Here is a 20691-nt window from a genome sequence, read left to right on the forward strand (position 1 = left end):
AGAGAGGACCGGTGATGGCTGACAGGAAGACGGCGCTGGTGATCAGCGCCCACGCAGCCGATTTCGTCTGGCGCTGTGGCGGCGCCATCGCGCTGCACCAGAAGCTCGGCTACGAGGTGACCGTCGTCTGCCTGTCGTACGGCGAGCGGGGCGAGAGCGCCAAGCTGTGGAAGCAGCCCGGCGTGACGCTGGATGCCGTGAAGGCCGCGCGCCGCAATGAAGCCGAGAACGCGGCGAAGGCGCTCGACGTGCACGACATCCAGTTCATGGACCTGGGCGACTATCCGCTGGTCGTCGACCAGGACGCCAAGTTCAAGCTGGTCGACATCGTCCGCGCGGTGCAGCCGCGCTTCATGATGTCCCACTCCAAGTACGACCCGTACAACACCGACCACATGTACGCGACCGAGATCGCCATGGAGGTCCGGATGATCGCCCAGGCCTGGGGTCACAACCCCGGCCAGAAGGTGCTCGGCGCGCCGCAGCTCTACCTGTTCGAGCCGCACCAGACCGAGCAGATGGGCTGGGTTCCCAACGTGTTCCTGGACATCACCGAGGTCTGGGACAAGAAGCGCGCCGCCATCGAGTGCATGGAGGGCCAGCACCACCTCTGGGACTACTACACCAACGTCGCCCAGAACCGGGCCAACCACTTCCGTCGCAACTCCGGCGGCCAGGCCGGCGGGCGCGACGCCAAGTACGCCGAGGGCTTCCAGGCGGTCTACCCGGTCTGCGTGGACGAGCTGTGATTGGGCGCCGCCATGGTGCCCGAGGCGCAGGGCAGCAGATTCCGGAGGAACCGGCCCCTCAGTTCCGGCCGGCCAGGCTCATGGCCGCGAGATAGCCGAACACCAGGGCCGGGCCGAGCGTGATCCCGGGGCCCGGATAGCAGCCGGCCATCACCGAGTTCATGTCGTTGCCGCAGGCGTACAGGCCGGGGACCGGGTTGCCGGCCGCATCCAGGACCCGCCCGTCCGGCCCGGTCGCCAGGCCGGACGCGGTCCCGAGGTCGCCCGGGTACAGCGCCACCGCATAGAACGGCGGCCTGACCAGCGGCCGCATCGCCGGGTTCGGCCGGTTGCCGGCGTCGCCGACATAGCGGTGATAGGCGTTGCCGCCGCGGCCGAACTGGCGGTCGATGCCCTCCTCGGCATCCACGTTGTACTGCCGAACGGTCTCCTCGAGGCCTCCCGGGTCGACGCCGAGTTGCTCCGCCAGCCCGCGCAAGGTCGGCGCCGAGACCAGGTAGCCGCTCTTCAGATGGCACGAGAGCCGCAGGGTCATCGGCTTCACCGCCCCCAGCCCGTAGCGCCACAGCGAGGTCGCGTCGCAGACCAGGAAGCACGGCACCGTCCCGTGCTCGGCATCGGCCCGCATCACCGCCTGAACGAACTCGTGATAGGAGTCCGACTCATTGGTGAAGCGCCGCCCGTCCCGGCCGACGGCCAGCATGCCGGGCTTGCCGCGGTCGGTCACGGTGTGCGGGTAGACCGCCGCCTCGCCGCCGTCCCGGGTGAACCGCGACACCGGGACCCAGAACGCGCCGCTCGAATTGCCGTCCGGGATCCGCCCGCCGGCGGCGAGCCCGAGACCGATGCCGTCTCCGGTGTTGCCGGCCGGCACCGCCGACAGCGGCCCGGCCAGCGCCGGCAGCAGCTGCGCGCGCATCGCCTGGTTCCGGGAGAACCCGCCGGTCGCCAACACCACGCCGCGACGCGCCTCGACGGCGACCGGGCCGGACGGCGTCGCGACCTCGACCCCGGCGACCCGCCCGCCCTCGACCGTCAGGCGACGGACGTCGGCGCCCAGCCGGACCGCGACACGCTGGTCGATCAGCGACCTCGCCAGCCGGGCCGCCAGCGCGTTGCCGAGGACCAGGTTCGCGCCCCGGTGCAAACGCAGGCGCTGCACCGCGTAACTCGACACCAGGCGGAGCACCCGCAGCGCCGACCGCAGCGACTTGAACACCCGCCGGAAGTGCACGATGTCGGGCCGGGCGACCATCATGCCGTCGAACAGCGTGAACTCCGGCAGCGGCGGCCGCAGCAGGGCGAACGCCGCGCCCAGCTCGCGGGCGTCGAACGCCACCGGTTCCAGCACCCGCCCGGCCAGCACCGCCCCCGGCAGGTCCGGGTAGTAGTCCGGGTAGAACGGCACCGGCGCCAGTTGCACCGCGGTGTTGCGGGTGAGATAGTCGACCGCTTCGCCGGCCCGTTCCAGGAACGCCTCGCGCAGCTCCGCCCCGACCCGGTCGCCGACCACGGCGTCGAGATAGGTCCGTGCCTGCGCCACCGAGTCCGTGTTCCCGGCAGCCGCCGCCAAGGCGTTGCCGGGCGCCCACACCATGCCGCCCGAGATGGCCGTGGTCCCGCCGAGCAGCGGGGTCTTCTCGAGCAGCAGGACCTCGAGCCCCTCGCGGGCGGCGACGGCTGCGGCGGTCATGCCGCCCGCCCCGGCGCCGAGCACCACAACGTCGTATGGCCGGCTGAGATCGGCCTCACCGAACACCACGCAGAACCTCGCGACCTATTCCTGGATCGACGGGCAGATCGTGCAGACCGACGGCGGCATGGTCTAGGCTGCCGCCGGTTCCAGGCATCAACACCCCAGCCCGAGAGCACCGACAATGAGAAAAGCCTTCATCCGGAACATCGCCGAAGTCGAGTGGAAGGAGTTTCCGGCACATCACGGCGGCGCGCTGTCCAAGCCGCTGGTGGCGGCCGACAATTCGGATGCCCGCCTGATCGACCACCGGATCTCGTGCTACCAGCCGATGGCCTATGTGGAGCGCCATGCACACAAGGTGCAGGAACAGGTCTACCACGTGCTGGAGGGCGAGGGCCTGATGGAGATCGCCGGCGAGAAGCGCGTAGTGCGGCGCCACGACGTGATCTTCATCCCACCCGGGATCGAGCACGCGATCAGCAACACCGGCCTGGTCGACCTGGTGTTCCTGGTGATCACCACGCCGATGACCGACGAGTGAGCGACCTGTCCGGGGATTTCAATCCCCGGGCCCCTCGCCGCGCACGCCGCCATAGGCCGACCACGGCGTCGCCACCAGGTAGCCGGCGTCGACCGGCAGGGTCACGCCGGTGATCGCCGAGGCCAGGTCGGACGCCAGGAAGGTGACGGCCCCGGCGATTTCCTCGGCCCGCACCAGCCGGCCGAGGGCGCTGCTGCCGGCGAGCGTGCCGGCCTCCAGCGTCCCGGTCGCGAAGCCGCGCTCCAGGGCCGGCGTCTCGGTGAAGCCGGGGGCGACCGCGTTGACCCGCACACCGCGCCGCCCCCACTCGCCGGCCAGGCATTCCGCCAGGTTGATGATGGCGGCCTTGGCCGGCCCGTAGGAGTGCAGCGGCCCGGACCGCATGCCGGCGACCGACGCGATCACCACGATCGCGCCCCTGCCCCGCCCGGCCATCCGGGTGCCGACCTCGGCACAGCAGGCATAGGTGCCGCGCAGATGGATGCGCTGCACCAGGTCCCACTCCTTCCACGACAGCTCGCCCGGCGGCAGGGTGCGCTGAAGCACGCCGGCGCAGGTCACCAGGACGTCGATCGGGCCGACCTCGCGCTCGACCGCGTCGACCGCCTCGGCCACCGCCTGCTCGTCGCCGACGTCGATCCGACGGAACGTCCCGCCGACCGACTTGGCGACGCCCTCGCCGGCGGCGGCATCGCGGTCGGCCACCACCACCCGGGCGCCGGCGGCGGCCAGCGCTTCCGCACAGGCCCGGCCGATTCCGCTGGCCCCGCCGGTCACCAGTGCCGTGCGATCTCCGAAATCCAGGTTCACCGTCCCATTCCTCCCGTTTGGCGCATAATAATGAACTATGAATCAGCAGTCATTTAAAGTTGACCGGGTCGATCCGCGGCAACCATACTCGCCGCGTCACCCGAGGATGCGCCATGGCCCGCGAGCCGAAGAACGACCCGACCGACCGCCTGCTCTCGCTTTACGAGGGCATGCTGACGATCCGCCAGGCCGAGGAGCGGCTCAAGGCGCTGTTCGCCGACGGCGAGGTGCCGGGCTTCATCCACCTGTCGATCGGCCAGGAAGCGGTGCCGGTCGGGATATCCGCCTCGCTCGGCCCGGCCGACACGGTCGCCTCGAACCACCGCGGCCACGGCCACGCCCTGGCCAAGGGCATCGACCTGGACGGTTTCTTCGCCGAGATCATGGGCCGCGACAGCGGGCTGTGTCGGGGCCGCGGCGGCTCGATGCACGTCGCCGACGTGTCGATCGGCATGCTCGGCGCCAACGGCATCGTCGGGGCCGGCCTGCCGATCACGCTGGGCAGCGCGCTGGCCCATAAGACCCGGGGAACCGACGCAGTCGCGGTCGCCTATTTCGGCGATGGCGCGCTGGCCGAGGGCGTGCTGCACGAGTGCCTGAACATCGCCGCACTCTGGGCGCTGCCGATGCTGTTCGCCTGCGAGAACAACGGCTGGTCGGAGTTCAGCCCGACCGACCGGCAGATGAAGGCCAGCCTGAAGGACCTCGCCGCCGCCTTCTCGATCCCGCATGTCGAGGTCGACGGCAACGACGTCGAGGCGGTCGAGGCGGCCGCCGCCGAGTGCATCGCCGCCCTGCGCCGCGGCGACGGGCCGCGCGTGCTGGAATGCCGGACCACCCGGGTCCGCGGCCACTTCGAGGGCGACCGCCAGGACTACCGCTCGCCGGACGAGCTCGCCGGCCTCGCCGCCACCGACCCGATCGCCCGCTGCCGGGCGCGGCTGGCCGAGCTCGGCGTCGACGCCAACCGGATCGACGCGATCGCCGAGGCCATCGACCGCCGCGTGGAGCAGGCCGTGGCGAACGCCCGCGGTGCGCCGGAACCCTCGTTCGCGGCCGCCGCCGCCGACGTCTACACCGCGGCGGAGGGTTGAGCGATGGTCGAGACCCGCTACGGCAAGGCGATCAACCAGGCCCTGCACGACGCCCTGGCGGCCGACCCGTCGGTGATCCTGTTCGGCGAGGACGTCGGCGAGGCCGGCGGGCCGTTCAAGGCGACCCGCGGCCTGCAGGAGGCGTTCGGCGCCGAGCGCGTGCGCGACACCCCGATCTCCGAGGCTGCGATCGCCGGCATGGCGGTTGGCGCGGCGCTCAGCGGGCTGAAGCCGGTCGCCGAGATCATGTTCATGGACTTCGTCACCCTGGCGATGGACCAGCTGGTGAACCAGGCGGCCAAGGCGCGCTTCATGTTCGGCGGCCGCAACTCTGTGCCGATGGTGCTGCGCACCCCGCACGGCGGCGGCCTGAGCGCCGGGCCCCAGCACTCGCAGTGCCTGGAGGCGTGGCTGGCCCACATCCCCGGCCTCAAGGTCGTCTGCCCGGCCACCCCGGCCGACGCCTACGGCCTGCTGCGCGCCGCGATCGACGACCCCGACCCAGTGGTGGTGGTCGAGAACAAGGCGCTGTACGCCCTCAAGGGCGAGATCGACGACAGCCCCGCCGCCGTCCCGATCGGCAGAGCACGGATCGCCCGGCCGGGCCGCGACGCCACCGTCGTGACCTATGGTGCGGCCCTGCACACCGCGCTGCAGGCGGCCGACGCCCTGGCCGGCGACGGGGTGGACGTCGAGGTGATCGACCTGCGCTCACTGCAGCCCTGGGACGAGGCCGCGGTGCTGGCCAGCCTGTCGCGTACCCACCGCCTGGTGGTGCTGCACGAGGCGGTCGAGGCCTTCGGGATCGGCGCCGAGATCGCGGCCCGCATGGCCGATGTCGGGTTCGACGAGCTGGACGCGCCGATCGTCCGCGTCGGCGCGCCGTTCATGCCGGTGCCGTTCGCCGGTGCGCTCGAGAAGGCCTACCTGCCCGCCGCCGCCGACGTGGTCGCCGCGGTCCGGCGGACGCTGGAGTGAGGGGGTGCCGATGACGTCTCAGAACGCCCGTCGCTCCGTGGGTTCCGGCTCCGCCGCGCCGATGACGCGTCGGTCCGGAATGACGGCAGGAAGGGGCGGGCCAACATCGGCGACACATCCCCTTCTCTTCGTCATTCCGGACGCGCGGGGCGCGATCCGGAATCCACCCGCCAAGCGCATGCCCGCCCCAAAGGAGTGACACCATGACCGACGACGCAGTGCTGGTGGAGGTCGACGGCCCGGTCGGGCAGATCACCATCAACCGGCCGGAGACCCTGAACGCGCTGGACGTGCCGACCTGCCTGGCGCTGGAGAAGGCGCTGGACCGGCTGGAGGCCGACGACACGGTCCGGGTGATCGTGGTGACCGGCGCCGGCCGGGCGTTCGTCGCCGGCGGCGACATCGGCGACCTGAACTCGCGCCTGGGTCTGGCCCACTACCGCGAGTTCGGCGAGGAGATCCACCGGGTGTTCCGGCGGTTCGAGACCTGCGACAAGCCGACCATCGCGGCGGTCAACGGCTTCGCGCTCGGCGGCGGCACCGAGCTGCTGCTGTGCCTCGACATCCGGATCCTGTCGGACAAGGCGCGGCTCGGCCTGCCGGAGATCACCCTCGGCATCTTCCCGGGCGCCGGCGGCACCCAGCGGATGATCCGCCAGGTCCCGCTGTGCCGGGCCAAGGAGCTGATGTTCACCGGCGACCACATCCCGGCCGCAGAGGCGGTTGCGATCGGCTTGGCCAACCGGGTGGTGCCGCACGACGAGCTGATGGCCGAGACCCGGGCGCTGGCTGCCAAGATCGCCGAGAAGTCGCCGCTGACCCTGAAGCTGCTGAAGCGGACCATCGGCGACGGCGCCGACATGGCGCTGCCGTCCGCCCTGCGCCACGAGCAGGCGACCATCAGCCTGGTGATGGACAGCCGCGACGCCCACGAGGGCTGCTCGGCGTTCCTGGAAAAGCGAAAGGCGCGGTTCGAGGGCGCCTGAGCGCCCCGAGCCCCCGGACCGCCCAACGGAGCCGACGATGGCCGACCTCGTGATGCCGAAGCTGGGACTGACCATGACCGAAGGCTTGCTGGCCGAATGGCGGGTCAAGCCGGGCGACGCCTACGCGGCCGGCGACATCCTGTTCGTGGTCGAGACCGAGAAGATCGCCAACGAGATCGAGGCGACCGAGCCGGGCGCGATCGAGGCGATCCTGGTCGCCGAAGGCGAGACCGTCCCGGTCGGCACCCCGGTCGCCCGCACCGCCGACGGCAGCGTCTCCCCCGCCCCCGTTCCCGAGCGCCCCACTCCGGCACAGCCAGCCCCCGCGCAGGCCGGTGGCGGCGACCGGATCGTCGCCACGCCGCTGGCCCGCCGGCTCGCGGCCGAGCGCGGCGTCGACCTGGCCGCGGTCGACGGCTCCGGTCCGCGCGGCCGCATCAAGGCCTGCGACGTCGAGCGCTGCGCCGCCGCGCCCGCTCGCCGATCAGCGCCCTCGCCCGCCGGCAATGCCCGGGCCGCCACCGCCCGCCGGGTGGCGGCGTCGAAGCGCGACGTGCCGCACTTCTACGTCCAGACCGAGGCCGAGGTGACGGCGCTGGCCGCGCTGCGGGCCGAGTTGAACGCCGACGCCCGCTATCCGCGCATCACCGTCTCGCACCTGCTGATCAAGGCGGTCGGCAACGCCCTGGCGGCGATGCCGGAGATCAACCGGATCTGGCTGGACGAGCAGGAGTTCGCGCTCGACACCGTGGATGTCGGGCTGGTCGCCGAGACCCCGGACGGACTGCGCATCCCGGTGATCCGCGACGTCGCCGCCCGGCCGCTCGACGTGGTCGCCGCCGAGGCCCGCGACAAGGTCGGGCGCGCCCGCGACGGGAATCTCGTGCCCGAGGACGTCGGCGGCGGGGCGATCTCGATCTCCAACGTCGGCATGCACGACGTCACCGCCCTGGTGCCGATCATCAGCCCGCCGCAGTCGATGATCCTGGGCGTCGGCGCCGAGCGCGGCGTGTTCCGCCCCGACACCGGCGGCAACCCGGTGGCGCGGCGCGAGATCGCGCTGTCGCTGGCCTGCGACCACCGGGTGATCGACGGCGCGCTCGCCGCCCGGTTCCTGGCCTCGGTCGCGGAGGCCATCCGATCGCCGCTAGGCCTGCTGCGCCCGGCTCCCTGAACCAGAAGAGGACGACAAGCCCCATGGACTTCGCGCTTTCCGAGGAGCAGCGCCTCCTGATCGAGACCGCCCGGCGGGTCGGCGAACGGTTCGGCCCGGACTACTGGCGCCAGAAGGACCGCGACAAGGCCTACCCCAAGGAATGCTGGGACGCGATCTGCGAGGCCGGGCTGGCCGGTGCCAGCCTGCCGGAGGAGTACGGCGGCAGCGGCCTCGGCATGGTCGACACCGCGCTGATCATCGAGGAGCTGTGCGCCGCCGGGGCCGGATCGACCCTGGCGCAGATCTTCATGCTGAACCCGATCTTCGGCGGCGTGGCGATCTCGAAATACGGCAGCGACGAGATGAAGCGCGAGTGGCTGCCGAAGCTGTGCAGCGGCGAGATGACCTTCAGCATGGGGCTGACCGAGCCCGATGCCGGCTCGAACGCGCTGGAGGTTCGGACCTTCGCCCGGCGCGACGGCAACGGCTGGCGGGTGAACGGCCGCAAGATCTGGATCACCGGCGTGCCGCAGGCCGACAAGATGCTGATCGTCGCCCGCACCGTGCCGGTCGCCGAGGCGCCGAAGCGCACCCACGGCATCTCGCTGTTCATGGTCGACGTGAACCGCGAGGGTCTGACCCACACGGCGATCGACAAGGTCGGCACCAACACCCTGCCCTCCTCCTCGGTGTTCTTCGACGACCTCCGGGTCGAGCCGGAGGAGCTGATCGGCACCGAGCACGAGGGCTGGAAGCAGCTGCTCGACGTGCTGAACACCGAGCGGATCGTGACCACCGCCGGCCTGCTCGGCACCGGACGGCTGGCGATCAAGCTCGCGGTCGAGTACGCCCTCGACCGCAAGGTGTTCGGCGACCGGTCGATCGGCTCCTACCAGGGCCTGCAGTTCCCGCTGGCGCAGTACTGGGCCGAGCTGGAATGCGCCCGGATGATGAACTTCAAGGCCGCCTGGCTGTTCGACAGCGACCAGCCGTTCGGCAGCGAGAGCAACGCCGCCAAGCTGATCGCCTCGCAGGCCGCCTCCGGCGCCGCCGAGCAGGCGATGCAGACCATGGGCGGCATGGGCTTCTCGAAGGAGATGCACGTCGAGCGGCTGTGGCGCGACGCCCGGCTGTTCCGCTTTGCGCCGATCTCGGAAGAGATGATCCTGAACTACATCGCCACCGCCAACCTGGGCCTGCCGAAATCCTACTGACCCGCCCGAGCCGGCAGAGACCGGCCGCCGAGGAATCGCCCACCGGGGAATCGCCCACCGGGGAATCGCCCACCGAGGAATCGCCCGATGCAGAACCTGACCGCGTTCCTTCAGTACCACGCCGCCCGCCGGCCGGAGGCGCCGGCCATGCTGTGGGGCGACGCCACCATCGGCTACGCCGACCTGCTGGACCGGGCGCTGCGGCTGTCGGGCTGGCTGGCCGGCCGCGGCATCGGCGAGGGCTCGATCGTCGCGCTGGTGATGAAGAACAGCCCGGCGTTCCTGGAGATCGCGTTCGCCGCCAGTCACCTCGGCGCGGTTCTGCTGCCGGTCAACTACCGGCTAGCCGCCGAGGAGATCGCCTACATCACCGGTCATGCCGGCGCCGGCCTGGTTCTGGCCGACGACGAGCTCGCGGCCCTGGCCCGCGAGGTCTCCTGCCCGGTGGTCGAGCTGAACGCCGCGATGCAGTCCGACAGCCGGGTGCTGGCCGGCTACGACACGCCGCCGGCGGCGATGGCGGTGCGCGGCCCCGGTGACCTGTTCCGGCTGATGTACACCTCCGGCACCACCGACCGGCCGAAGGGCGTCACCCACGACTACGGGAACCTGTACTGGAAGTGCATGGACCACGTGGTCGACCTGCAGCTCACCCGCGACGACCGGCTGTGCGTGGTCGGGCCGATGTACCATGTCGGAGCCTTCGACCTGCCGGGGATCGCCGTGCTGTGGGTCGGCGGCAGCCTGACCCTGCTGCGCGACTACACGCCCGAGGCGGTGCTGGCGACCATCGAGAAGCACCGGGCCACCGGCATCTGGATGCCGCCGATCATGACCAACGGCATCCTGAACGCGCCGGACCGCGGCCGCTGGGACGTCTCCTCGCTGCGCTGGTGCGTGGCCGGCGGCGACCGCACCCCGGAATCGCGGATCCGCGAGTTCACCGACGTGTTCGCCAACGCCCGCTACGTCGACGCCTACGGCCTGACCGAGAGTTGCTCGGGCGACACCCTGATGGAGGCCGGCCGCGAAATCGAGAAGATCGGCTCGGTCGGCCGCGCCACCGCCCATGTCGAGATCGAGATCCGCGACGACGAGGGCACCGCCCTGCCGGCCGGCAGCGAGGGCGAGATCTGCCTGCGCGGCGCCAAGGTCACCAAGGGCTACTGGAAGGACCCGGACCGCACCGCGGCCGCGTTCTGGCCGCAGGGGTGGTTCCGCACCGGCGACGTCGGCTACCTGGATGCCGAGGGCTTCCTGTACCTGACCGACCGCAAGAAGGACATGATCATCTCCGGCGGCGAGAACATCGCCTCGTCGGAGGTCGAGCGCGTGGTCTATCAGCTGCCGCAGGTCAGCGAGACCGCGGTGGTCGGCCGGCCCGACCCGAAATGGGGCGAGCGCCCGGTCGCGGTGGTCGTGCTGAAGGCCGGCGGCGAACTGGACTATCCCGCCCTGGAGGCCCATTGCCGCAAGCACCTGGCCGGCTTCAAGGTCCCGAAGGAACTGCATATCGTCGACGCCCTGCCGCGCAACCCGTCCGGCAAGGTGCTCAAGCGCGTGCTGCGCGACCGGTTCCGCGACGACGCGTGACCGGACGCAGGCAGCCATAGAGGAGGAAGCGTCATGTCCCTGGTCCGAAGCTTCGCCGATTTCGTGTGCGGTCTCGACAGCGAGACCATCCCCGACGAGGTGATGGAGCGAGCGCGCCTGTGCCTGCTGAACGGCTACGGCATCGGCATCGGCTGCCACGACACCCCCTACGCCCCGGTCGCCCGGCGCGCGGCGATCGCCATGGACGGCGAGCGCCCCGCCGACTCGCCGTTGCCGTCGGCCACCCTGCTGGGCGACGGCCGCCGCACCTCGGTCGCCGGCGCCATCCTGGCGAACGCCGCGCTGTTCCACGGCCGCGCCCAGGAAGACGCCTCGGGCGCCGCCCACCTCGGCACCGAGATGATCCCGCTGGCGACCGCCATGATCGAGGCCTACGGCTACCCGCTCGACCGGCTGCTGTCGGCGCTGGTCGCCGGCTACGAGATCGGCGGCCTGCTGGAGGAGGCGCACGCCGTCCACACCACGCCGGCCGGCCTCAGGTCCTCGATGGTCTACGGCCCGATCGCCTGCGCCGCGATGGCGGCCCGGCTGATGGCCCTGCCGGCCGACCGCACCGCCTCGGCCATGGCGCTGGCGGCATCGGCCACCGGCGGCAACCTGCAGTCGTTCGCCGACGGCACCGACGAGTGGCGCTACCAGGTCGGGATGGTCGGCCGGGTCGGGCTGGTCTCGGCCATGCTGGCGGCCGAGGGCGCGATCACCGCGCCCTACGCGGTCGAGGGCAAGGCCGGGCTGATCCGCTCGCTGGCCCGCCAGGAGCCGGACGTCGAGGGGCTGGCCGGGACGCTCGGCCGGCACTGGAAGATCCACCGGGTCGCGTTCAAGCCGTTCCCGGTCTGCGCCTTCAACCAGTCGCCGGTGACCGCGGCGCTGCGCCTGCGCGACAAGCTGGCGGGCCGCCCGGTGGCGAAGGTCGACGTCCGCATGAACCCGTACGAGACCGGCTATGCCGGCATGGACGAGAAAGGCCCGTTCTCGACGATCTCCGGGACCCTGATGAGCATCCCGTTCTGCATCGCCACCGCGCTGGTGCGCGGTGTCCCGTCGATGCGGCACATGACAACGTATGACGACCCGGCGGTGAACGACCTGGTCGCCAAGGTCGAGCTGGTCACCGATGCCGGCGTGCCGACCCTGTCCTGCATCCTGGAGGCCACGCTCGCCGACGGCTCGACCGTGGTCGAGGACCTGCGGATGACGGCGCTCGACTACGCCTACGACTGGGACGAGACCAGCGCCCTGATCCGCCGGATCGGCGCCGAGACCGGGGTGCCGGACGCCGCCTACGACCGGCTGGAGGCATTCTGTCGCGACCTGCCCGCGGGCGACATCGCCACGGTGCGCGAGGCCTTCGCCATGCTTGACACCTTGCGCGCTGCAGCCGAGTAAGACGATCTGCCGGCGTAACGATCGGATTGCCGATGACGGAACTGTCTGTGCTTCGTCCCGCCAAGCAACGGCGGATGACCCGCGAGGAGAAGGCGCGCGACACCTACATGCGCATCCTGGAGGCCGCCGCCCAGGTCGTCGGCGAGGACGGCTATGCCGACGCTTCCGTTTCGAAGATCACGCGGCTGGCCGGCGTCGCCCAGGGGACGTTCTACAACTACTTCGAATCGCGCCAGCACATCTTCGACAAGCTGCTGCCCCATATGGGCCAGCAGATGCTCGACCACATCCGCACGGCGGTGCCGGCCGGTCTGACCGGCGCCGACCGCGAGGAGGCGCGGCTGCGCGCGTTCTTCGACTACCTGAACCGGCACCCGGCGTTCTACCGCATCCTGTACGAGGCCGAGATCTTCGCGCCGAAGGCCCATGACGAGCACTTCCGGGTGCTGGTCGAGGGCTATCGCGGCGCGCTCAACCGGGCCGTCGAGCGCGGCGAGATCCGGGGCTACGACGAGCAGGAGCTGGAGGCCGTCATCTACATGCTGCTGTCGGCCCGCGCCTACCTGGCGATGCGCTACGTCCACGACGGCAGGGGCGGCACTGGGCCGATCCCGGAGCACGTGGTCGACGCCTACGTGAAGCTGGTCACGCGCGGCCTGTTCGGCAGCTGACCTGATCCCGGAGCGTCCGGTGGGTTCCGGAGCCGGGCGCTCGCGCGCCCCCTCCGGAATGACGAGGATAAGGGAGGCGGCCTCACTCCGTCCGTCATCCCGGAGAAGCCGCGTGAGCGGCTGGCTCCGGGACCCACGAGGCGACGGGCGTCCACAGCCAATTGACTCTCGGGAGCGTCGGCCCGTCGCGCAACCGCCCCCCTACAGCGCCAGGTAGCGCTTGGTCACCTCGGTGTTGGCCTTCAGGCCCTGGATGGTGTCGCGGTAGACGATGTGGCCCTTGTCGATCACTGCGGCGTCCTCGGAGATGCCGAGGCAGAAGTGCATGTTCTGCTCGGCCAGCACGATGGTGACGCCCATCGACCGCAGCTTGCGGATCAGGTCGGCGATCGCCTGCACGATGATCGGTGCCAGGCCCTCCGACGGCTCGTCCAGCAGCAGCACCTCGGGATTGCCCATCAGGGTGCGGGCGATGGTCAGCATCTGCTGCTCGCCGCCCGACAGCAGGCCGGCGCGGCGCTCCTTCATGCGGGCCAGGATCGGGAAGGTCTCGTAGACCGTCTCCAGCTTCCAGAAGTCCTGGCCCTGCGGGCCGAGCTTGGCGCCGATAGCCAAGTTGTCCTCGACGCTGTGCATCGGGAACACCTGCCGGTCCTCGGGCACGTAGCCGATACCGGCCCGGGCGATCGCGTCCGGCCGGCTGCCGGCGAGGTTGCTGGTGCCGAGCCGGACGTTGCCCTTGCGCGGCGGGGCCACCCCGGCGATCGCCTTCAGCGTGGTGCTCTTGCCGGCCCCGTTGCGGCCGAGCAGCGCCAGGGTCCGGCCACGCCCGACCTCGAGGTCGACCCCGAACAGGATCTTCGAGGCGCCGTAGAACACGTCGAGGCCGGCGACCGAGAGAATCGCGTCGCTGGTCATGCCGGCTGCTCCTCGTAGTTCTCGGTCCCGAGATAGGCCTCGATGACCTCCGGGTTGCTGCGGATCTCGTCGGCCGTGCCCTGGGCCAGCACCGCGCCGTAGCGCAGCACGCTGATGGTCTGGGAAACCTCGAAGACGATGTCCATGTCGTGCTCGATGAACACCAGGGTCATGCGCCCCTGCTCCCACAGCCGGCGGACCGTCCGGATCATCTGCCAGCGCTCCTCCGGCCCCATGCCGGCGGTCGGCTCGTCCAGCAGCAGCACCCTGGGCTCGAGCGCCAGCGCCAAGCCGATGTCGAGCAGCTTCTGGTCGCCGTGCGAGATGTTGGAGCACAGCAGCCGCGCCACCCCGCCCATGCCGAGCAGTTCGACCAGTTCCTCGGCCCGCTGCCGTACCGACGGCGGCGGGAACGCCGACAGCAGGTGCTCCGACATGTGGACGTGCGACGCGACCGCCGCCATCAGCGCCTGCTCGACCGTCATGGTCGGGAAGATGCTCGCCACCTGGAACGCCCGGCCGACGCCCTTGCGGACGATCCGCGCCGGCTCCATCCCGGCGATGTCCTGGTCCCCCAGCAGGATCCGCCCGCTGTCCGGCACCAGGTGCCCGGTGATCAGGTTGAACAGCGTGGTCTTGCCCGCCCCGTTCGGGCCGATCACCGCGCTGAGCGAGCCGTCCGGGAAGTCGAGCGACACGTGGTCGGTCGCGACGACGCCGCCGAAGGTCTTAACGACGTTCTCCAGCCGCAGCATGCTCAAGTCCCTCGCTTGCGGACGCCGCCATAGGGGTGCCACGACCCGGCGCAGAAGTAGCCGGCGTCGACCGGCAGGGCGATACCGGTGATCGCCGATGCCTCGTCCGACACCAGGAAGCCGACCGCCCTGGCGATCTCCTCCGGCTCGACCATCCGGCCGAGCGCGGAGTTTTCCTCCAGCAAGGTCGGGTCGCGGTAGCCGCGGTCGATCTGGTCCTGCAGCGCCGGGGTGCGGGTATAGCCGGGCTCGACCGTGTTGACGCGGATGCCGGCCCGCCCCCATTCGGAAGCCAGCCCCATGGTCAGGTTGGTCACCGCGGCCTTGGTCGGCGCATAGGCATGCAGCGGCGTCGAGCGCTCGGCGGTCACCGAGCTGATGGTGACGATGGCGCCGGACCGCCGCTTCAGCATGTAGGCCGCGAAGGCCCGCGCGGTCAGGTAGGTGCCGCGCAGGTTCACCGCCACCACGTTGTCGTACAGCTCCAGCGGCAGGTCCTCGGGCGGCAGCGGCGGCTGCACGATGCCGGCAGAGGTCACCACGATGTCGGTCGGGCCGACTTCGCGCTCGACCCGGACGGCCAGGGCCTGAACCGCGTCGGCGTCGCGCACGTCGACGCCCATCGCCACGCCGCCGACCTCGGCCGCCATCTTCGCGGCGGCCTCGGCGTTCAGGTCGGCGACCACCACCCGGGCGCCGCGCGCCGCCATCAGGCGGACGCAGGCGCCGCCGATACCGCTGGCCCCGCCGGTGACGACGGCGACCCGTCCCTCGAGGGATCCGACTGCCTTGCTCATCGCTCCTCGCCCTCCCTGTTGGCGGCCGCCAGCCGAGCCTGCTGCCGATCGACCCACCAGTCGCGCGCGAAGTCCAGCAGCCCGCGCCGCAGGCCGAGCACGACGAACAGGATCACCAGGCCGATCACGATCTCCGTGTGGCTGGTGTACATCTGCACGACGTCGTTCAGGATCCGCAGCGCCACCGCGCCGACCAGCGGTCCGACGAACACGTTGAGGCCGCCCAGCATGATCATGAAGATCGCCTCGCCGGACTGCGCCCAGAACGCCCACTCGGGGTACGCCCCCGAGGTGAACAGCGCCAGGATGACGCCGCCGACGCCGGCGATCGAGCCCGCCACCACGAAGCAGATCAGCTTCACCCGGGTGACGTTGACCCCCAGGAAGGCGGCGCGCTGGGCGTTGTCGCGGATCATCCGGAGGGTGTAGCCGAACGGGCTCTCGGTCACGATCCGCATGATCAGCACGCACACCACGAACACCAGCGCGCAGGCCGCGTAGCGATGGTGGGCGTCGCCCAGGTCGATCCCGAGGAACGGCGGCCGTGGGATGCCGCCCATCAGCCCCTGGTCGCCGCCGGTCAGCGAGACCCAGCTCAGGATCACGCTGTACAGGAACATCTGGAAGGCGAGCGTCAGGAAGGCGAAGTAGATCTCGGTCAGCCGAACGCAGATCGCGCCGATCACCAGGGAGTACAGGGCGGTGCCGATCAGGGCGGCCACGAAGGCCAGCGGTACCGAGGCGCCGCCGAGCGCGCTCGTGAACCCCTCCCACTGCAGCAGCAGGCCGAACACGTAGCCGCCGAAGGCGAAGAACGCGGCGTGCCCGAACGACACCAGGCCGGTGTAGCCGATCAGCAGGTTCAGCGACATCGCCAGCAGGCCGAACGCGAAGATCGACGTCAGGAAGTCGCGCGGCCACGGGCTGTCGATGCCGAAGCCGATGGCGAGCAGCACCAGGAAGGCGACGACCGCGATCGCGATGTCGCGCCGGAACTCGCGCAGCAAGGTCATCGCAGGGTCCCCTGTCCGAGCAGGCCGGTCGGCCGGAAGATCAGGACCAGCGCCATCATCATGAACATCGCCCCGTCGACGAACAGCGGGAAGCCGACGCTGCCGATCGAGCGCGTCAGGCCGAGAATGATCGCCGCCAGGAAGGCGCCCGGGATCGAGCCCATGCCGCCGATCACCGTGACGATGAAGCTCTCGACCAGGATGCCGAGGCCCATGCCCGGGGTCAGCGACCGTACCGGCGCCGCCAGGGCGCCGGCGACGCCGGCCAGCGCGCAGCCGAGGGCGAACAGCAGGGCGAAGTAGATCGGCACCCGGATGCCCAGGGCCGAGACCATCGACGCGTTGTGGGCGGCGGCCCGCACGATCTTGCCGAACCGGGTCTTGGTCACGACGTACAGCGAGCCCAGCCCGATGATCACCGCCATCGCCACCAGGAACAGGTAGAACGGCGGCACGAATCCGCCGGCAATCCGGTACGGCGGCAGCCGGAACTCCGCCGGAATGCCCATCGCCAGGTACTCGGCGCCCCACACGATCTTCACCGCGTCGTCGACGATCAGGATGAACGCGTAGCAGACCAGGAGCTGCATCAGCACGTTCTGGCCATAGACCCGGCTGATGATCAGGCGCTCGAACACGATTCCGGCGATCGCCGCCCCGACGGCACCGGCGGCCGCTGCCAGGAAGTAGTTGCCGGTCAGTTGGTAGACCGTGAACGCGAAGTACGCCCCGAGCATGTAGAAGCTGCCGTGGGCGAAGTTGATCACGTGCAGCACGCCGAAGATCAGCGTCACGCCGGACGCCACCAGGAACAGCAGCATGCCGATGATCAGCCCGCTGGTGGTCTGGTTCACGAGGCATGCCGGCGTCGACAGGCACGTGGCGAGCGCGTCGATTTCGAGCATAGGCGAGGGTTCCGCAGGTCAGATGGCCGGGGCGCGCCGACCGGACGATCGGGCGACGGGCTGGAAGACCGTCGGTCGCGGCGACGGGGCGGCACCGGCCGCCCCGCCAACCGCGCTACGACGATGGCACGGCCTCAGATGTAGCCGTTGCGCTTCTTCCACTCTTCCTCGTGCTTGTAGATGTCGGCCCAGTCGGTCTGCTTGAAGTCGACGACGTAGGGATCCTTGGAGATCGTCTTGCTGTAGCCGACCATGTAGTTGACCAGCGTGTGATCGGAGTCGCGCATGGTCAGCTTGCCACCGGCCCCGAACGGCGAGTCGATGGTCATGCCGGCGGTCGCCTTGCCCATCTTCTCGGCGTCGGTGTCGCCCCCGGTCGCCTTCAGCGCCGCGATGATGAAGTCCATCGCGGTGGCGTTCTCCCAGCTCCAGTTGGTCGGCAGCACCTTGGAATTGGCCATGAACTCGGCGTACCACGCCTCGTTCTCGGGCGTGTCGGGGATGTCCTTGTGGTAGCGGCTGCCGGAGTGGACGCCGGCCGGCAGACTCTTGATCGCGGTGATCACCGGGTAGTCGCCGAGGTTGACCGCGAAGGCCTCGAACTGGTCGAACAGCCCGTACAGGCTGGCCTGGTCGGTGAACGCCACCAGGTCGCCGCCCCACAGGCAGGAGTAGACCGCCTGGGGCTGCGCGTTCAGCAGCGCGGTCACGTTCTCCGTGTAGTCCGGCTGGAAGATCTTCGGCCAGGTCTGCTCGATGATCTCCACCTCAGGGGCGAAGATCTTCACGTACTCCATGAACTCTTCGGTGTTGGCGCGGCCGTAGGCGTAGTCCGGCGACACCGTGGCCCAGCGCTTCAGCCCCTTCTCCTTCGCCACCCGGGCGGCGTACAGGCCGCCGCCGACGGCGTCGTGGATGCCCTGGCGGGCGCTCCGGAACACCCACGGAACCTGGTTCTTCGGGTCGGCGGTCAGCGACGAGGTCTCGGAGTTCGAGTGGATGCAGAACTTCTTGATGTCGCGCACCACCTCGTTGACCGCGAACGACGCGCTCGACGCTTCGGCGTCCAGGATGACGTCGCAGCCCTCGTTGTTGACCAGGTCGCGGGTCATGCGCGCGGCTTCGTCCGGCTTGCCGCGGGAATCGCGGACGACCAGTTCGAGCGGCCGGCCGTCGATGCCGCCGGCCTTGTTGACGCGGTTGATCTGCAGTTGCGCCGCGGCGACCGAGGACTCGCCGAGGATCGCGACGCGACCGGACATGATCGTCGGCATGCCGACACGGATCGGCTTGCCCGCGGCCTTGAGGTAGGCCGGGAACCCGCTGATGCCGGTGCCCAGTGCGGCGACCCCGACGGCACCCTTGAGAACGGTACGCCGGTCGATCCTACGGCGCGGACGGATGTCGGATGTCTTCATGGCGCTCCTCGCTTGAAAAGGTGCCGCGCCGAGGACCGGTCGCGGCGACAGGACGGGTTGACCCGTTAACTTTCTTGTTGGCCGAAGTCTGGTGACGGGCGTCGAGGCCTGTCAAGAACAATGAATCATGAGTCATTGATCATTTGGTCGGGATTTCACCCCGTGAACCGGAGCCCGCTCGACACACCCCGATCGGATGATTGTAGGCTCGACGGCGACCGGTCGGATGCATTAATGAATTATGAGTCACTGTTCATCGACGGATACGACGGAGGCGCTTCGACATGCCAGACGGTGCCACGCAGACCCGCCCGCAGCCCGCCGCCGGATCGGCCACGACGGTCGATGCGCTGATCGTCGGCGCCGGGTTCTCCGGCATGTACCAGCTGCATTGCCTGCGCGACCGGCTCGGCCTGTCGGCGCGGGTCCTGGAGCAGGGCAGCGGGGTCGGCGGCACCTGGTACTGGAACCGCTATCCCGGCGCGCGCTGCGACTCCGAGAGCCACTCCTACTGCTTCACCTTCGACAAGGAGCTGTACGAGGAGTGGGAGTGGTCGGAGCGGTATCCGGAGCAGCCGGAGATCCTGCGCTATCTGAACCACGTCGCCGACCGCCTCGACCTGCGCCGCGACATCCAGCTCGACACCCGGGTGAAGGCGGCCCGCTGGGACGCCGGGGCCAACCGCTGGCTGGTCGAGACCGAAGCCGGCGAGCGGTTCGCCGCGACCTGGCTGATCACCGCCGTCGGCTGCCTGTCCTCTGCCAACGTGCCGAAGATCCCGGGGCTGGAGAGCTTCGAGGGCGACTGGTACCACACCGGTCAGTGGCCGCACGAAGGCGTCGACCTCACCGGCAAGCGGGTCGGCCAGATCGGCACCGGCTCCACCGGCATCCAGGCGGTCCCGGTGATCGCCGCGGCGGCCGATCACCTCACGGTGTTCCAGCGCACCGCGAACTACAGCATCCCGGCCCACAACGCGCCGCTGACCCGGGAGTTCAAGGACTACGTCAAGCGCAACCGCGAACCGTTGCGCGCGCTGATGCAGTCGACCCCGAACGGCCACCCGTTCGCGATCGAGGACCGCTCGGTCCACGACCTGACGCCCGACGAGCGCGAGGCGGTGTACGAGGCCGCCTGGGAGAAGGGCGGGCTGCAGTTCCGCGCCACCTTCCGCGACCTGCTGGTCGACAAGGCCGCCAACGACACCGCCGCCGCGTTCCTCAAGCGCAAGATCCGCCAGACCGTGAAGGACCCGGCGACCGCCGCCCTGCTGGCCAACATCGACCATCCGTTCGCGACCAAGCGGCCACCGATCGACAGCCACTACTTCGAGGCCTACAACCGCCCGAACGTCAGCCTGGTGGACGTGCGGTCCGACCCGATCGAGCGCATCACCCCGACCGGCATCCAGCTGCGCAGCGGCGCCGAGCACGAGCTCGACATCATCGTGTTCGCCACCGGCTTCGACGCCATGACCGGCGCCCTGCTGAAGATCGACATCACCGGGCGCGACGGCCTGACCCTGAAGCAGGCCTGGGAGGCCGGACCGAAGACCTATCTCGGCCTGCAGGTCGCCGGCTTCCCGAACCTGTTCACGGTCACCGGTCCCGGCAGCCCGTCGGTGCTGTGCAACATGCCGGTCGCCATCGAGCAGCACGTCGAGTGGATCACCGGCTGCATCGCGCACATGCGCGAGCACGGCTTCGCCCGGGTCGAGACCACGCCGGAATCCGCCGACCGCTGGGTCGCGCACGTCAACGACGCCGCCGACGCCACGCTGCTGCCGATGGCCGGGCACTCCTGGTATCTCGGCGCCAACATCCCGGGCAAGCCGCGGGTGTTCATGCCGTATGCCGGCGGCATGGCCCGATACCGGCGGATCTGCGACGACGTGGCCGCGCACGGCTACGAAGGGTTCGAGTTCGCGGCCGGCTGACCGCCGCCTCCGGACGTCGAATGCCCCTGCCCGCACACCCGGTCCCGACG

The 20691-nt window shown here is 70.3% G+C and carries 19 protein-coding genes; 11 read left to right on the forward strand and 8 right to left on the reverse strand.

Translation table 11 applies throughout. The features are described from left to right. The first annotated feature begins 14 nt into the window (after positions 1 to 14). The gene (locus tag IE246_RS25510) at positions 15 to 749 is read left to right on the forward strand and encodes a PIG-L deacetylase family protein (protein ID WP_189995052.1); all 735 of its coding nucleotides are present in this window, start codon (positions 15 to 17) and stop codon (positions 747 to 749) included. 58 nt (positions 750 to 807) lie between these two features. On the opposite strand, the gene IE246_RS25515 is transcribed toward IE246_RS25510, so the two are convergent. Beyond that, positions 808 to 2511 carry an FAD-dependent oxidoreductase gene (locus tag IE246_RS25515; RefSeq protein ID WP_229837502.1) on the reverse strand — a complete coding sequence of 568 codons (1704 nt, stop codon included), beginning with the start codon at positions 2509 to 2511 and terminating at the stop codon, positions 808 to 810. A gap of 115 nt (positions 2512 to 2626) precedes the next feature. Between IE246_RS25515 and IE246_RS25520 the strand changes: the two genes are divergently transcribed. Continuing rightward, the gene (locus tag IE246_RS25520) at positions 2627 to 2986 is read left to right on the forward strand and encodes a cupin domain-containing protein (RefSeq protein WP_189995054.1); all 360 of its coding nucleotides are present in this window, start codon (positions 2627 to 2629) and stop codon (positions 2984 to 2986) included. Between the two features lie 18 nt (positions 2987 to 3004). Here IE246_RS25520 and IE246_RS25525 read toward each other — a convergent pair whose 3' ends face one another. Then, a complete protein-coding gene (locus IE246_RS25525; protein WP_189995056.1) occupies positions 3005 to 3796 on the reverse strand; it encodes an SDR family NAD(P)-dependent oxidoreductase in 792 nt (263 codons plus the stop codon). Between the two features lie 113 nt (positions 3797 to 3909). Between IE246_RS25525 and IE246_RS25530 the strand changes: the two genes are divergently transcribed. The 8 genes from IE246_RS25530 to IE246_RS25565 all read left to right on the forward strand — a co-directional run bounded on the left by IE246_RS25530 (position 3910) and on the right by IE246_RS25565 (position 12898). Further along, the gene (locus IE246_RS25530) at positions 3910 to 4890 is read left to right on the forward strand and encodes a thiamine pyrophosphate-dependent dehydrogenase E1 component subunit alpha (protein ID WP_189995058.1); all 981 of its coding nucleotides are present in this window, start codon (positions 3910 to 3912) and stop codon (positions 4888 to 4890) included. Positions 4891 to 4893: 3 nt separating this feature from the next. Continuing rightward, positions 4894 to 5868, forward strand: a complete 975-nt coding sequence (locus IE246_RS25535) for an alpha-ketoacid dehydrogenase subunit beta (protein WP_189995060.1) — start codon at positions 4894 to 4896, stop codon at positions 5866 to 5868. 203 nt (positions 5869 to 6071) lie between these two features. Then, positions 6072 to 6854, forward strand: coding sequence for an enoyl-CoA hydratase/isomerase family protein (locus IE246_RS25540; RefSeq protein ID WP_189995061.1), 783 nt, complete (start codon positions 6072 to 6074; stop codon positions 6852 to 6854). A gap of 37 nt (positions 6855 to 6891) precedes the next feature. Then, the gene (locus IE246_RS25545; RefSeq protein WP_189995063.1) at positions 6892 to 8028 is read left to right on the forward strand and encodes a dihydrolipoamide acetyltransferase family protein; all 1137 of its coding nucleotides are present in this window, start codon (positions 6892 to 6894) and stop codon (positions 8026 to 8028) included. Positions 8029 to 8051: 23 nt separating this feature from the next. Continuing rightward, a complete protein-coding gene (locus IE246_RS25550) occupies positions 8052 to 9224 on the forward strand; it encodes an acyl-CoA dehydrogenase family protein (RefSeq protein ID WP_189995065.1) in 1173 nt (390 codons plus the stop codon). An 87-nt stretch (positions 9225 to 9311) separates the two neighbouring features. Then, positions 9312 to 10817: an AMP-binding protein gene (locus tag IE246_RS25555; protein WP_189995066.1), complete on the forward strand. Its 1506-nt coding sequence runs from the start codon at positions 9312 to 9314 to the stop codon at positions 10815 to 10817. Positions 10818 to 10850: 33 nt separating this feature from the next. Then, positions 10851 to 12227 carry an MmgE/PrpD family protein gene (locus tag IE246_RS25560; RefSeq protein ID WP_189995068.1) on the forward strand — a complete coding sequence of 459 codons (1377 nt, stop codon included), beginning with the start codon at positions 10851 to 10853 and terminating at the stop codon, positions 12225 to 12227. A gap of 32 nt (positions 12228 to 12259) precedes the next feature. Then, the gene (locus tag IE246_RS25565; protein WP_229837503.1) at positions 12260 to 12898 is read left to right on the forward strand and encodes a TetR/AcrR family transcriptional regulator; all 639 of its coding nucleotides are present in this window, start codon (positions 12260 to 12262) and stop codon (positions 12896 to 12898) included. 201 nt (positions 12899 to 13099) lie between these two features. Here the strand turns inward: IE246_RS25565 and IE246_RS25570 are convergent, their stop codons facing one another. The 6 genes from IE246_RS25570 to IE246_RS25595 form a co-directional block, all read right to left on the reverse strand. Next, complete coding sequence (locus IE246_RS25570) at positions 13100 to 13816, reverse strand: ABC transporter ATP-binding protein (RefSeq protein WP_189995070.1); 717 nt, start codon at positions 13814 to 13816, stop codon at positions 13100 to 13102. Continuing rightward, entirely contained in the window at positions 13813 to 14571 is a 759-nt protein-coding gene (locus IE246_RS28205; protein ID WP_189995072.1) for an ABC transporter ATP-binding protein, read from the reverse strand. The genes IE246_RS25570 and IE246_RS28205 overlap by 4 nt, the downstream gene beginning before the upstream one ends. A gap of 2 nt (positions 14572 to 14573) precedes the next feature. After that, positions 14574 to 15368, reverse strand: a complete 795-nt coding sequence (locus IE246_RS25580; RefSeq protein WP_189995074.1) for an SDR family NAD(P)-dependent oxidoreductase — start codon at positions 15366 to 15368, stop codon at positions 14574 to 14576. Next, the gene (locus IE246_RS25585; RefSeq protein WP_189995076.1) at positions 15365 to 16381 is read right to left on the reverse strand and encodes a branched-chain amino acid ABC transporter permease; all 1017 of its coding nucleotides are present in this window, start codon (positions 16379 to 16381) and stop codon (positions 15365 to 15367) included. The genes IE246_RS25580 and IE246_RS25585 overlap by 4 nt, the downstream gene beginning before the upstream one ends. Further along, on the reverse strand, positions 16378 to 17286 hold the full coding sequence (locus tag IE246_RS25590; protein WP_189995078.1) for a branched-chain amino acid ABC transporter permease: 909 nt from the start codon (positions 17284 to 17286) through the stop codon (positions 16378 to 16380). Before IE246_RS25590 ends, IE246_RS25585 begins: the two co-directional genes overlap by 4 nt. A gap of 134 nt (positions 17287 to 17420) precedes the next feature. After that, a complete protein-coding gene (locus IE246_RS25595) occupies positions 17421 to 18704 on the reverse strand; it encodes an ABC transporter substrate-binding protein (protein WP_189995079.1) in 1284 nt (427 codons plus the stop codon). Between the two features lie 284 nt (positions 18705 to 18988). On the opposite strand from IE246_RS25595, the gene IE246_RS25600 reads away from it, so the two are divergent. Then, positions 18989 to 20641, forward strand: a complete 1653-nt coding sequence (locus tag IE246_RS25600) for a flavin-containing monooxygenase (RefSeq protein WP_189995081.1) — start codon at positions 18989 to 18991, stop codon at positions 20639 to 20641. Positions 20642 to 20691: the final 50 nt, after the last annotated feature.

Source organism: Thalassobaculum fulvum (assembly GCF_014652915.1).
Classification (GTDB): Bacteria; Pseudomonadota; Alphaproteobacteria; order Thalassobaculales; family Thalassobaculaceae; genus Thalassobaculum_A; species Thalassobaculum_A fulvum.